12 protein-coding genes are annotated in these 13,576 nt (G+C 57.5%); 2 read left to right on the top strand and 10 right to left on the bottom strand.

Going from position 1 to position 13,576, the window contains the following annotated elements; translation table 11 throughout:
• Positions 1-29: 29 nt before the first annotated feature.
• The 3 genes from MSL71_RS14430 to MSL71_RS14420 form a co-directional block, all read right to left on the bottom strand.
• On the bottom strand, positions 30-968 hold the full coding sequence (locus tag MSL71_RS14430; RefSeq protein ID WP_180141550.1) for a DUF2156 domain-containing protein: 939 nt from the start codon (positions 966-968) through the stop codon (positions 30-32).
• 115 nt (positions 969-1,083) lie between these two features.
• Positions 1,084-1,509: a GNAT family N-acetyltransferase gene (locus tag MSL71_RS14425; protein ID WP_180141548.1), complete on the bottom strand. Its 426-nt coding sequence runs from the start codon at positions 1,507-1,509 to the stop codon at positions 1,084-1,086.
• Between the two features lie 15 nt (positions 1,510-1,524).
• Positions 1,525-2,439 carry a GGDEF domain-containing response regulator gene (locus MSL71_RS14420; RefSeq protein WP_180141546.1) on the bottom strand — a complete coding sequence of 305 codons (915 nt, stop codon included), beginning with the start codon at positions 2,437-2,439 and terminating at the stop codon, positions 1,525-1,527.
• Between the two features lie 428 nt (positions 2,440-2,867).
• Here MSL71_RS14420 and lepA point away from each other — a divergent pair, with 428 nt between their 5' ends.
• Complete coding sequence (gene lepA / locus MSL71_RS14415; protein ID WP_180141539.1) at positions 2,868-4,661, top strand: translation elongation factor 4; 1,794 nt, start codon at positions 2,868-2,870, stop codon at positions 4,659-4,661.
• A gap of 253 nt (positions 4,662-4,914) precedes the next feature.
• On the opposite strand, the gene MSL71_RS14410 is transcribed toward lepA, so the two are convergent.
• Positions 4,915-5,640: an RNA methyltransferase gene (locus tag MSL71_RS14410; RefSeq protein ID WP_180141537.1), complete on the bottom strand. Its 726-nt coding sequence runs from the start codon at positions 5,638-5,640 to the stop codon at positions 4,915-4,917.
• A gap of 122 nt (positions 5,641-5,762) precedes the next feature.
• A complete protein-coding gene (gene ndk, locus MSL71_RS14405; protein ID WP_180141535.1) occupies positions 5,763-6,179 on the bottom strand; it encodes a nucleoside-diphosphate kinase in 417 nt (138 codons plus the stop codon).
• A 442-nt stretch (positions 6,180-6,621) separates the two neighbouring features.
• Between ndk and MSL71_RS27030 the strand changes: the two genes are divergently transcribed.
• Positions 6,622-6,819 (top strand): hypothetical protein, encoded by a 198-nt coding sequence (locus tag MSL71_RS27030; RefSeq protein WP_180141533.1) that lies wholly within the window; start codon positions 6,622-6,624, stop codon positions 6,817-6,819.
• Between the two features lie 335 nt (positions 6,820-7,154).
• Here MSL71_RS27030 and MSL71_RS14395 read toward each other — a convergent pair whose 3' ends face one another.
• The 5 genes from MSL71_RS14395 to acsB form a co-directional block, all read right to left on the bottom strand.
• A complete protein-coding gene (locus MSL71_RS14395) occupies positions 7,155-7,928 on the bottom strand; it encodes an ATP-binding protein (protein ID WP_180141531.1) in 774 nt (257 codons plus the stop codon).
• Between the two features lie 467 nt (positions 7,929-8,395).
• Complete coding sequence (locus MSL71_RS14390) at positions 8,396-8,707, bottom strand: hypothetical protein (RefSeq protein WP_180141529.1); 312 nt, start codon at positions 8,705-8,707, stop codon at positions 8,396-8,398.
• A gap of 165 nt (positions 8,708-8,872) precedes the next feature.
• On the bottom strand, positions 8,873-9,760 hold the full coding sequence (locus MSL71_RS14385) for a dihydropteroate synthase (protein WP_180141527.1): 888 nt from the start codon (positions 9,758-9,760) through the stop codon (positions 8,873-8,875).
• 117 nt (positions 9,761-9,877) lie between these two features.
• Positions 9,878-11,230, bottom strand: coding sequence for an acetyl-CoA decarbonylase/synthase complex subunit gamma (acsC, locus tag MSL71_RS14380; RefSeq protein WP_180141525.1), 1,353 nt, complete (start codon positions 11,228-11,230; stop codon positions 9,878-9,880).
• A gap of 99 nt (positions 11,231-11,329) precedes the next feature.
• Positions 11,330-13,543 carry an acetyl-CoA decarbonylase/synthase complex subunit alpha/beta gene (gene acsB / locus MSL71_RS14375; protein WP_180141523.1) on the bottom strand — a complete coding sequence of 738 codons (2,214 nt, stop codon included), beginning with the start codon at positions 13,541-13,543 and terminating at the stop codon, positions 11,330-11,332.
• Between the last annotated feature and the right edge of the window lie 33 nt (positions 13,544-13,576).

Here is a 13,576-nt window from a genome sequence, read left to right as displayed (position 1 = left end):
CCAAAGCCTTGCCCATCGGTCGCCCATTTTTATGGGTTGAGCTCCAACGTATAGGATTTGAATCGCAGGTGGGGGTGGTATGAACGCTTTGCATGGCGCAGGCCGGGGTCGTCCATATCGCATTCTTTGTTGATGAGGGAGGTGCCCGGGAAGAGCATGCGGGCGCACTGCCGGTCGAAGAACTGATACAGCCCCTTGATCCCCGGGTCTGCCTTTTCAAAGTTGAAGTCAGCCATGTCGCAGGTGAGGTCCGTTGCCATGCCGAAGGCTTTGACTTCCCCGTCCACCCGGAGGAGGATGCCCCGGAGCCCCTGGAGAGAGCCCATGAGATCCAGGCCATGGGTACATGCCACCTTTTCGCCCAGGCCATCCTCATCGGTGTGGGCTTCCGGGGGCTTAAGGCTCCACCAGTAGGCCAGGAAGGCCTTGCACTCGTCCCGGTTCTCCTCTGTTATGGCCTCCACCTTTACCCGTCCTTTTTCCACATATTCCCGTAAAAACTGGTTGATGAGGTTTCTTTTTTTGCTGAATTTGTTGCCCTTGAGTTCGGCGAGGTCCTCTTTTTTATAGACGTAATCCTCGTAGTCGGTCTGCTCCTTGACGGTGAAGAGCCGTTCCACGGCATCCCGGCCCCAGGTTTCCAGGTACGCTTCATGGACAAAGCTGATGCGGGGGATTCCATGGGTACGGCAAAGGGTCGCAAGCCGCTCCGGGCTCCGGTCGATGCCCTTTGGAACCGGCAGGATCAGGTAGTCCTGATCGGGCTTTGAGGGAAAGAGGCGGGCGACGATGACGTCGCTTTCATCCATGGCAAAGGCCGGGTAGTAGACGTGGGTCTTCCAGATGATGAGGGCGCCAAGGGAGTACCCGCACAAGGGGTTGGACTGACCGTTGAAGTAGGGAAAGAGGTCGGCGTGATGTTCGGGAAGAAGCGGCGCCATGCCGCACAGGTCGTGTCGTTTTGTCATGATTGAGTCTTGCCGTGTGATGAAGGTGGAGGGTTAAAGGGCTCTGGGCATGCTGAGACGGTGCGTCGTCCGGCGGCCAAAGGTCCGTGGAGCTTATTTTCATGAACTGTTCGGGTCAGGCGCAGGGTGTATCGAACCGGTACATGGGAACCGCCCCTTCAAGGGCGGCAAAGCCGAATTTCCGGTAGAGGGGCGGGGAGCCGTTTTCCCCGATGAGCCCGATCCATGTGATGCCGTCCTGTTCAAGGCGCGTGAGGATCATATGAACGATGCGCCGTGCGATCCCCCGGAGCCTGTGGCTCTCCACCACGGTGATGTCATGGAGGTAGGCGTCTCCCACGCCATCGCTCAAGGCCCTTCCGATGCCGATGATGTGTCCGTCGTCCCAGGCCGCTACATAGCAATGGCTTCCCCTGATGATCCGGTCGATCCGGTCAGGGTCGGTGACGGACTCCGGCCACCAGTTCTGGTGATGGTAGATGCCTAAAATTCGGTTTTTTTCCTCGGAAGTGGGGTGCGTGAGAAAGTCGACGGTAATCATCCTGATCCAGCGTGTCTATTCGGTGTTGTCTTTGTTTAAAAGAGAGATGAGATCTTTTCCCCGTGCCTTGGAAAGGTACATGGCCCGGTCTGTCCTGCGGACAAACTCTTTCAGGGGTTCCCCCGAGGCGTATTCGGTGAGGCCGATGCTGAGCGTTGTGATGACGGGTTCAGGGGCCGACACCGGAGAAAAAGAGCTGTCCCGCATGGCTTTCTGGATCCGTTCTGCGACCACCAGCCCTTCGTTGACGGTGGTTTCCGGCAAAATGATGGTGAACTCCTCCCCGCCGAAACGGTAGCCGGAGTCCATGGTTCGCAGGCATTCCCGGATCACCTTGCCCAGGTTGACCAGAATACGGTCACCCTCAAGGTGCCCATAGGTATCGTTGAAAATCTTGAAATTGTCAATATCGAGGAGCATCAGGGACAGGGGACGGTTGTACCGGTTGAAGCGATCGATCTCCTTTTCGAGCTGGTTGTAGAAGTAACGCAGGTTGAACAGCCGTGTAAGGGGGTCGGTGACGGCCATGCGCTTCAGCCGGTTGAGCATCTCGTTGCGCTCACAGGTCAGCCGCCGTTCGTGGAGCACCCGCTTGATGCGCAGGAGAAGCTCCTCAAAACGGACCGGCTTGAAGACAAAATCGCTGGCCCCCTTGTTGATGGCTTCCTCATAGGAGTAGCCGGTGCTGTACCCGGTGAGGATGATGACATCGGTGGTAAAATTCTTCTTGATGGTGTCGGTGAGCTCAAATCCATTGGTCCCCTTGAGGGGGATGTCGGTGATGACGATGTCCAGGGGGGATATTTCAAGGTGGGTCAGGGCTTCGCTTGCCGAGGCAAAGGCGATGACGTCAAAGCCCGCAAGGGTGAGGTAATCGGCAACGGAGTCCCGAACGCTTTTGTCCTCATCGACGATGGCTATAGAACTCATGGCAACCCTTATTGACGGGGTGAGTGGTTGGCATTTTCAGGTCCACAGGGGCCGTCGGGTCTGGCAAGCCGGGACACCATGGACGACTTGTGATGTGATAGATTATGCATATCCCCCGGTGCGTAGAAAATGATCCGGGGGAGGAGCCATGGAGAGGGCCGGTTTGCAGGGCTTTGGATGACGCGGCCTTGCGGGGGGATGACCCATGGCTTGACAGGGCAAAAGCCGATTTGATAGATAATGATGTTTTTATTTGGAAACTATAGCGGTTCGGTTTGCTTATGTCAACTGCATACACCGTCGCTTTTCTTTTATATATCTGGAATTTCACAGTATTCACGCGGCGGGCCCGATGGCTTTTCTCCAGGGGAGGAAGCCGGGTGAGGCCTGTCTGTGAAGAATCGCTCAGGAGCATCAGTCGAAACGGCATGAAACATATTCGTAACTTCAGCATCATCGCCCACATTGACCATGGAAAATCCACGTTGTCGGATCGCCTGATTCAGGAGACCGGTATCATTTCCGATCGCGACTTCAAAGATCAGATCCTGGATACCATGGATATCGAACGGGAGAGGGGAATTACCATCAAGAGCCAGACAGTGTCCCTTCCCTACACCGCCAAGGACGGCAAGGAGTACGTGCTGAACCTCATCGACACCCCCGGGCACGTGGATTTTACCTATGAGGTTTCTCGGGCCCTGGCCTCCTGCGAAGGTGCCCTGCTCATTGTGGACGCCAGCCAGGGCGTGGAAGCCCAGACCCTGGCCAACCTTTATCTCGCTCTGGAGCACGACCTGGAGATCATCCCCATCATCAACAAGATCGACCTGCCCAGTGCGGAGATCGAGTGGGTCAAGGGGCAGATCGAAGAGGATCTCGGCCTGGACTCCGAGACAGCTATCTTAACCTCGGCCAAGAACGGCATCGGCATTGCCGACGTGCTTGAAGGGGCCGTGGAGATGCTCCCGGCGCCGGAAGGGGACCCGGACGCCCCCTTGAAGGCCCTGATCTTTGACTCCCATTACGACCCCTACCGGGGCACCATTGTGCATTTCCGAGTCATCGACGGCAAAATCAAGGCCGGTGACAACATCAAGTTCATGAGCAATGATGCCAGTTACAAGGTGGAAGAGGTGGGTGTGTTCCAGATCGTTCGGGTGCCCAGAAAAGAGCTCTCCGCAGGGGAGGTGGGGTATCTCATCGCCGGGATCAAGACCGTGAGCGACACCCGCTGCGGTGACACCATCACCCACGTGAAGGGGGGATGCCCTGAGCCGGTGGCAGGCTTCAAGGATCCCACACCCGTGGTGTTCTCCTCCATCTATCCCGTGGCCTCCGACGACTACGAAGAGCTCACCGTGGCCATGGAGAAGCTCCAGCTCAACGACGCGTCCCTGATTTACGAGAAAGATTCGTCCGCGGCCCTTGGCTTCGGGTTCCGTTGCGGGTTTCTGGGGCTCTTGCACCTGGAGGTGGTCCAGGAGCGTCTGGAGCGCGAGTACGGCCTTTCCCTTATCCTGACGGCCCCTTCGGTTCAGTACGAAGTGGAGTTCAACACCGGAGAGGTGGAGATCATCGACAACCCGGCCCTCTACCCGGACCCCACCACCATCAGCCGTACCAGTGAGCCCTTTATCAAAGCGTCCATCATCGTGCCGGAGCGGTACATGGGGGCGGTGATGAAGCTGTGTCTGGATCGCCGCGGCATCAGTGTCAACTACCAGTACCTCACCAACGGCCGCATGGATATGATCTTCGAGTTGCCCCTGGCCGAGGTGGTCTACGACTTTTACGACAAGCTCAAGAGCATCACCCAGGGTTACGGGTCCTTTGACTACGAGATCATCGGATACAAGGAGACCGACCTGGTGAAACTTGATTTCCTCATCAACGGTGAGAGGGTGGATGCCCTTTCCCAACTGGTCCACAAGGACCGCGCTGTCTCCCGTGGCCGGGTGGCCTGTGAAAAGCTTAAGGAGGAGATCCCCCGCCAGATGTTCAAGGTGGCCATCCAGGCTGCCATCGGCGCCAAGATCGTCTCCCGGGAGACCATCTCCGCCTACCGCAAAGACGTCACCGCCAAGTGCTACGGCGGGGACATCAGCCGAAAGCGGAAGCTTCTGGAGAAGCAGAAAAAGGGCAAGAAGCGCATGAAGATGGTGGGCCAGGTGGAGATTCCCCAGTCCGCTTTCCTTGCCGTGCTCAAGTCCGACGATTAAAGGCTGAGCCTCCGGCGGCCAAGGGCTGCAGGTTCGCAAATGCTCCGGGGCTAAAGCCCCTGCGCATTTGCTGACGGGCTTCGCCCGTGGAAAAATTAAGAACGCATGACGACAAAGGGCCATGATTCCGTAAAGAATCATGGCCCTTTTTTTGATCAAGTATGCGCGCAAGCAGCTTGCTCTCCGGGCAAGGCCATGCAAGCCAGCCCTTAGCCCTTAGCCCTTAGCCCTTAGCCCTTAGCCCTTAGCCCTTTTAGCCCCTCAGTTTTTTGAGGGTTTTCCCGATGAAATCCAGAACCAGGGCGGTGTCGCCCGCCCTGAGCCCGGCCCTGGACAAGAGGTTGCGGAATCGGGCGGGCCAGTGATCCGGGTTTTCCGGGTTGTGGAGCTCGATGGCCATGAGGAGCTCTTCAATGGCCTCATGCACCTTGCCGACCTCCTGTTTGTTGGCCAGGCGCAGAGCGCTTTTTTCTCCTGTGGGCTGTCTTCTGGAGAGCTCGTAGCAGAGGATCATGACGGACTGGGCCAGGTTGATGGAGGAAAAGTCCATGGTGGGGATGGAGACGAGGGCGTCAGCCAGGCGAAGTTCGTCGTTGGTCAGGCCCTTGTCTTCGGAGCCGAAGAGGATGGCCACTTTGTCGTCCGGAGAGAGGGCGCCCACACGTTCCACAAGGCTCTGAGGGGTGATGAGGCCCTGGCGTTTTTTTCCCTTCCGCGTGGTGGTGGCGGCCACGAAGGTAAACGGTTTGAGGGCATCATCCAGGTTGTCGTGGACGGTGAGGGTGTCGATGATGCCCGCCGCGTGGTGGGTGGCGGTCTTCCTCATGCGCTCCTGGTCCGGCTCCAGGGGATTAACAAGGATCAGCTCGGAAAAGCCCATGTTCATCATGGCTCGGGCAGCAGATCCGATGTTTTCCGGGTAGCGGGGCCGCACCAGGACGATGGCGATATCTTGGGTTGGGATGGGGGCGTTGCTCATGGTCGTGTCTGACATCTCCTGGCTGGGTCGAAAAATAAGGGCTATTCCCTAAAAAAACGAGAGCACCGGAATCGTCGGTGCTCTCGAAGGTTTTTTTGTCGGCGGGGGAAAATATGCTTTAATCAGGCCATGATGTCAAGGGATGAGAAGAAGTAAGCGATTTCCGTTTTTGCCGTTTCCGGTGCGTCGGATCCGTGGACCACGTTGCTTTCAATGGATGATGCAAAATCTTTTCGGATGGTTCCCTCTTCGGCCTCTTCGTAATTGGTGGCCCCCATGATCTTTCGGTTCAGGGCAATGGCATCAGGCCCCTCAAGGACCATCACCACCACGGGGCCGGAGCTCATGAAGTCGGTGAGGCTGTCGAAGAAGGGGCGCTCTTTGTGGACGGCGTAAAATCCCTGGGCCTCCTGTTTTGTCATCTGCAGCATGCGCATGGCTATGACGGTAAGGCCGCGGGATTCAAAGCGCCGGATCACGTCTCCTATGATGTTTTTTCTGACACCGTCGGGTTTGATGATGGATAGCGTCTGTTCCATTGGGATGAATGCTCCTTGGGTTGTGTGGTTGAGGGGTGAGGGAATATGACAATGCCGGAGGCCTGTCTTGCCGCCGCCCGCTTTATCCTGTTGATATCTATGGCCTTGGGATGACAACCTGATGACGCCGGGCCGGGTCTTCGGGGCTGCCGTTGCCAAAGCGGTACAGCGGTGTGACGGTATTGATGAAACCGTATGGGGGATGGGTTTTCCATAGTTTTTCTTTATTGACAAGGGTAAATCGAATGTTTACATTGTGCCAAGCCCGATAGACGAAACGAAAGTTTCATTTTTCTTATATATTTACAGCTTCTATGGAGGTCCCATGTTAGAGGTGACTGCGGCTGCAACGCAACAGATTGCAGAATATTTCAAGGGCAGGGAAGTGATGCCCATTCGTGTTTTTCTCAACTCCGGTGGCTGAGGGGGCCCTTCCCTTGCCATGGCTCTGGATGAGTCTAAAGACACCGATGAAAAATTTGAAGTGGATGGTTATGTCTACATCGTAGACAAAGAGTTCCTGGCCCAGGCCCAGCCCATCAAGGTTGATTTCCTTGAAGTGGGCTTTAAAGTGACCTCAAGCCTTAAGCTTGAGTCCGCTTGCGGCAGCTGCAGCTCCACGGGCTCCTGCTGCTCCTAATCGCATTTACCCGTCATGGCGGGTGACCCGATTACGAAGACGTCCATAACGCCCCCTTTCTTTTTCGAGAGAAAGGGGGCGTTTTTTTGTGTGTAACTATTCAGCTTGCCTCCGGCGGGTCGCTTTTTTGAAAAAAAGCGCCGCAAAAAACTTTCCGGTTGCTCACTCTCTTCGTTTTCAGCCCCGCAGGGGCAGAAAACGAAGAGAGTGAGCAGAAAGGTCAGAATCGCTGGAATTCATAGCAAAGCTGTCAAAGCCTGTTTGTCAAACTTTTCAAAAGTTTGGCCCCCGGCAGGGCCGCCGGAGGCAAACATAAGCTGAATAGTTACCGTTTTTTATGCCAGGGCAATGAGCTTTCTGGCGATATCCATAAGGGCCTCGGGGGCGGTCTCAATGCGCTCGTAAGGACGCTCCCCGGATCGGTCGGAGTCCGCCACTTCATCGAGTTCCGGCACAAACCCCAGGATCTCGAAATCGCTTAAGCTCTCCTCGATCATCTTTCGATCATCTTCGGTGCGGATCCTGTTGCCGATGATCATGACCCGTTTGATGCCCAGCTCCTCGGCCAGTTTGCGGATCTGAAGGGCCGCCACCCGGCTTCTTTTACCGGGGTTCACCACGGTGACCAGGGCATTCACCGATGAGGTGGTGGCCCGACCCAGGTGCTCCACTCCGGCCTCCATGTCCATGACCACCACCTCGTCGCGCTGAAGCACCAGGTGCATCATCAGGGCTTTCAAGATGGTGCTCTCCGGACAGATGCAGCCGGACCCGCCCTTTTGTACCGTTCCCATCACAAGCAGTTTGACGCCGTCCCGTTCCAGGGAAAACCGGTCGGGGATGTCGTCCACCTTGGGGTTGAGGGTGAAAAAACCTCCCATGGTTCCGGGTTTTGCCCCGGTCCTCTCGGCAATGAGGTCGGAGAGCTGGGCGATGGGGGTGATCTCCATGTCCTCGGAGATACCCAGGGCCGATGCCAGGTTGGAGACGGGGTCTGCATCGATGGCGATGACCTTTTTCTCCTCCCGGGCGATAATGCGTGCGATAAGAGCGGTAAGGGTTGTCTTGCCGACTCCTCCTTTGCCTCCAAAAGCCAGTTTCAAACTCACAGATTCATCTCCCGTCGTGGGGCAGGCACTTTAAAAAAAGAGCGTCCCCGGATATGTCAAAAGCTCGTGGCAGGACTATTAGCCCGGATATTTCACGAGTCGAGTGCACCCATATTCAAGGCATCAGAGCTGCAGATGTAGTGGTTTACCTCAAAGCTCTGATAACGCAGAAGATGGGTGCACTCGGCTCGCCCGAAGGGTGAGAAAATCAAACAGCAAACGCTGATTAATATTTCGCTTTTTTAAAATAGCTAACAATTTTTATTGTAGCCATCCGAAATCATATTATTTTCCTTTTGGATGGTTGCTTTCTCATGAAATGTCCGGGTTAGGTCCCGCTGGTTCGTTTCTTGGTTTTACTATGGGCCATAAGCCCTTGTGGTGCAAGGGTTGAGGCGGCCTTTACACAGATCAAGCGGGGATTGTGACGAGGCCGCTCTTTTATTGTTTGCCAGGCGCGTCTTTTTTCAGGCATCGCCCGCGGCAGAAAAGGGACTGATCTTTTCAAGGATGGCCCCTGTTTTGTCCAGCATGAAGATGAGAAAACGCTGGTCGGCTGCATAGCGGTTCAGGTCGTCTTGGTGGATGGCCTGGGCCTCGAAGACGGCATGTCGTTCCATAAAGTGGGCAGAGCACATCAGGGCGCTCTCTTTGTCGTGAAAGGCCGGGATGAAGCGGATTCCCAACTCCTGGTCGTCGAACCCGGCAAAGGATTCGTCTTTTCCCGGGTTGTTGACGTAGATGTAGACCCAGCCCGTGTCATGTGTTGTCTTGTCCATGGTTTCTGCCTGCTTCTCCTCCGCGCTCCGGAAGATGAGAAAAGCCCCGCAGGGGCTGCGGGGCTTCGAGTTCATGGGGGGACGGTGCGTTGTTTCGGGGGCGTCTCCCCGGTTTTCAACCGGAATTAAAAGGGCCCGTTAATCCGGTCCGTCCCATGTCAATGGCTATACTTCCAGCCAGGAATCTGAAAAGAGGGTGTGGCCGAGGATGACGTTGCAGGTCTTCACATAGCCGCGGAGCTCTTCGCTCAGGGAATCCAGGGCCGGCGGGTTGCCGTCCATGGTATTCTGGATCACCTCATAAATGTCCGGGCGATTTCCTTTGCTCAGGCCCATGGTGGCATCGTCCTTGGCGTCGGCGATAAAAGATTCCATGCCCTTGATGTTCAGCATGGAGGTAAAGGTGATGTTGATGATGTGCCGCAGGTGATCGGGCACGCCGTTGGAGATGTTGGAGACCCCGCAGGTGCTCCGGGCGCCCGGGGCGATGTCCTGGAGCATGTCCATGAAGTTGAGGAGGCTCACGGCCTGGGGCTGCTGGATGTTGACGGGGGTGACGATGCCGTCGACCCAGATCTTTTCGTTGGGGATCCCTGCTTCATTGGCTGCGTAGAGGAGCTCCACGCACAGGGCGGCGCGTTCGTTTTCATCCCTGGGCAGGCCTTCCGGTCCCCACATCAGGGCGCAGAAGTGGGCGCCGCTTTCGGCGGCCAGGGGGATCATGCGCTCATAGCGTTCGGGCACGGCCATGATGGAGTTGATCATGGGCGGCAGTTTGCATTTGGGAAGGGCGGCTGCGATGGCGTCGATGTTGGAGGTGTCGAGGACCAGGGGAATGTCATCCACCACTTCCTGCACGGTTTCCACAACCCAGGGCATCAGCTCTACGCCGTCTTTCTTGGCGGGACCGAGGTTGATGTCGATCCAGTCCACGCCCTTGGATTTCTGGAAGAGGGCCTCTTCCTGAATCGGCTTGGGATCTCTCTCTCTGAATCCGCGTCCGATCTCTTTGCCGATAACGTTCAAGCTTTCTCCGATGACTTGAAAACCCATAAAATTCCCTCCGGATCTGAGTTGATGTTGCAAGAACAGAAAAACGTGCGTGAGTTGGAAAACAAGCCCGTCCCGACCCGGTAACCGGGCGGGACGGGCGACAAGGGCGCCGTTGGATCAGGCGGCACCGACCTTGGCCTTCAGGAAGGCGGGCAGGTGCGCTGCTTCTCGGGGACCGACGGTGATGTTCCAGTCGGGGAGCTCTTCCTCCACATCCCCTGCAATGGCTGCGGCGTAGCCGGGAATGATCAGCTCGTTGTGCTTGATCTTGTCGGAAATGCCGCTTTTCTTCACAAAGATCCCCACATCATCGCCGCTGAACTTGCCTGCGGCCCAGGCCGTGAGGACCGAGAGACCCTCCGCTTCTTTGATGAGGAGCCAGCAGGGTACCCTGCTGCCTTCGGCTTCGCCGGAGACGATGAAGTAGGTGAGGGCAAAGTTGGTGGTGACCATCACCGGTGAGTTCTCGTCGGGGTTGCCGATTTCGTAGATGCCTTCGGTGACCGTCATGGGGCGCTGCGGGTCGGTGAAGATGTTGAGGCGTTCCAGCAGAAGCGGGAAGAGGGTCTCGGTGTTGAACTCCGAGAGCACCACGATGCCGCCGTACTTGGCCACGAACATCCCGGCGATGAGGGCTTCCATATCGGCGTTTCCGGCCATTTCGCAGGGGAAGGTGATGGTGGGAAAACCCAGGGATCGGTTGCCGCCCTTGAGGGCTGCTCGGCGGATGGCGACCTGATCGGCAAAGGAGCCTTTGAGGTCCCGGCTGCCGGAGTCGATGACGATGTCCTTGATCCCCATGGCCGTGAGCTTGTCGGTCAGGGGGATAAGGGCTTCGACACCGTCGGCCTTGACAGCCACGGGCAGTTCCGCCGCCTTGGCGATCTCACCGAAGGCCTCCACGGTGGCCTCTGTGGCGCCGTAGATGAGGGGACGCTTGAAGGCCGTGGCCTCCACGCCGGCTTTCATCACCTCGGGGTCTTCGCTCATGAGGATGAGGTTGAATTCCGAGGTTTCGGCGATGGTTTTTGCGGTTTTGGCAAAGGCATCGGGGCCTGCGCCGTCGTCCTTGACCGCGATGAGCTCGGGCCGGAGGTTGAGGCCCACACGCTCGTACTGGAAGGCGTTCCAGGCCGTCAGACGGGCGGCAAGGTCGGCCTCAGCCATGGAAGCGGGAATGGTGGCGGCCAGGGTGGTGGGGTTGTAGAAGGTCTTTTCGTGACGGTACATCACGGTCTCGCCGCCTGCGGTGGCTTCACGGACCCCTTTGCCCAGCTTGACGGGGCGGATGGGAGGGGCCGAGGCTTCGGCGAGTTTTTCCCTGGCTTCGTCCGAGACGTAGGGGCAGTTGTCCAGCTCCGCCTTTCCGGATGCCAGGTTCATGGCAAAGGCGAGGCAGGTTGGCACCCCGCACTCTTTGCAGTTTGTTTTGGGCAGCAGTTTGAAGATCTGTATACCGGTAAGAGCCATGTGTATCTCCTTGTCTGGGTCCTTTCTGGATGACACTCGATAGCAATGTCGGACAGCATGGCCTCCGGGCGGCAGGGCGGCCGCCCGGAGGCCGTGGCATTATCCGATGAGCGGGTCCATGGACATGGCGGGGTGACCTTTTTCCTCGAGGAAGGGCAGAATTTCCTCTTCGGTGGTGCCCACCGTTTCATCGGCGATCATGTTGTAGAAATCGGGATAGCCGTTTTCTTCACCGTACTTATCAAGGCGATCCTTAATCTCTTCTTTCAGCATCTTGGGCATCCAGACCATGCGGAGCAGTCCGCCGTCGCCCTTGATGAACTTTCTCTGGGTGATGTTGTACTTGGAGTGGCCCACAAAGCCCGGGGAGGAAGCCCCGCCGCCCATGACGCCTGCAAGGGTGGTGAACTTCATGCCCGAGGGGGTGTCTCCGGCAAATTCCCGGTTGACGGTCATGACACCGTTGCAACTGGGGAGCATGGCCGCGATACACTCACAGCAACCGCAGGTGGTCATAGGGTCGATGACCATGGAGTAGAAGTTGTAGTGGGTGACGGCACCGCGGGAGGCTTTTTCAACAAACTCGTTGACACCTTTCCACTGACCGAGGACCGGGTCGAGGCACTCGCCCTTTTCGATGGGCTGGTTGGGGCCGGTGGGGTTGATCTCAAAGGCTGCCCGGCAGTCCATCCAGTTGTAAGCGCCGCACAGGCCGGTACGCTCGGGGCTCACCGTGCAGACGTGGTTGGGAGCAAAGGACTGGCAGAGGGAGCAGGAGTAAAAGATCTCCACGTCCTCGTCCGTCATTTTGTCCACACGCTCGTCACGGGTCTTGTACTCGGCACGGGCCGTTGCCGTGAGCTTGGCCACGTCTTCTTTGCCTGTGTAAAGGGTCACCTGGACCTTGTCGACGATCTTCTGGAACTCCTGATGGAACTTGGCGTGGAGGACCACACCGATGTCCTTCAGGGTAAAGCCCTTGTCCACGGCGGACTTGCTGACGCGGACCCAGGAGATGTCGCGCTGGCCGATGTGCATGATGCCCTGGATGTAGTTGACCAGGTGGTGGATCTGACGTTCCATGATGGGCTCAAAGTCTTCCTGGAACTCACGGCCGGCGATCTGGATAAAGATGCCCAGGTCCAGAGTGTCCCCTTCGGAAAGGTCGGGGATGTCCTTGCCCACCACGATGACCTTGCCGTCTTCGATCTCGTTCATCTCCGCGCGCTTCACCAGCTCGGTGCACTGGGTCTTGCCGCCGCCCATCTGGCTGTGCAGGTCGGCGCCCCGGACACGCTCGCCTTCGTAGGCGGGGCCGAAGGAGCAGGGGATATTGATGTCGGAAACGGTGACCTTGAGACCGCGCACTTCCACGGACCTCTGGCAGATCTCCTCGTGGGGGACGTTGGCCACCACGTGCTCGTAGGTACAGATACCCGTGGGCAGGATCTCGGGGATGTCGGTGTCGGCAAGGGTGGGGAAACCCCAGTTGACGCAGCCTGCCGCTGCCACGCCCCACTCGGTGCCCACATCGCCCAGGGCGTTGACAAAGGCGAAGATACGCTCTTTGTTGTACATGAGCATCTTGCGGTGATCCCCGGGCTGAACGCCGCCGAAGGCCATGGCCGCACGGTTGGCAAAACCAAGGGCGAAGACGGCGGACGAGATGTCCGGGCCGAAGGGTACGATACGGGTGTTCCAGCCCACCTGCACATCCTGCTCCACGAGCTGCTGGATGACGCTGGTGTTGTTGTGGTTGGCCGCGCAGAAGATGTAGAGGCTCTTCTTCTGGTAGTCTTCCACGATGTCCTTGGCGATTTCAGCGTTGGGTGCGGCGCCAACGATGGCGGCAAAGCCAGGGGCGCTGCCGTCCACGAACTCCACGCCGCGCTTTCGCAGGATGGTGTCGTCGGCGGGGCCGAGCCAGATGCTGCCTGCTTCCACGTCCGGGTCTTCCGTAAAGGAGTAGAAGTCGGGCTCGTTCAGGATGCGCAGGGCTTCCTTGATTTCATAGGCGAAGATGGCTGCCATGCCGGCGTCGAGCAGGGGCCCCAGGTAGGGCAGGTGGTTCTTGCCCTTGACGTGGGGGGGGAGAAGGCCGCGGGCAAAGTCCAGCGGTTTTTTCATATCTTCCAGGGTCTCTACCTTGATGCCCAGAAGGGAGTAGATGACCGGCAGGTAATAGGCGGTGTTGCCGAAGCTTACCTTGGTGCTCGCGTCAAATGTATCAAGGGCTTTCTTGTACTCACCTTCCACCTGGGAGACCACTTTATAACCACCCTGTATGGCGGCGAATGCGACTAATTTGGACATGCTCTTCCTCCTTCGTTGAGGATATTCTTAAAG

This window comes from Desulfoluna butyratoxydans (assembly GCF_900699765.1).
GTDB lineage: Bacteria > Desulfobacterota > Desulfobacteria > Desulfobacterales > Desulfolunaceae > Desulfoluna > Desulfoluna butyratoxydans.
Note: the sequence above shows the minus strand (reverse complement) of the source record. Positions and strands in the feature narration are given on the sequence as shown.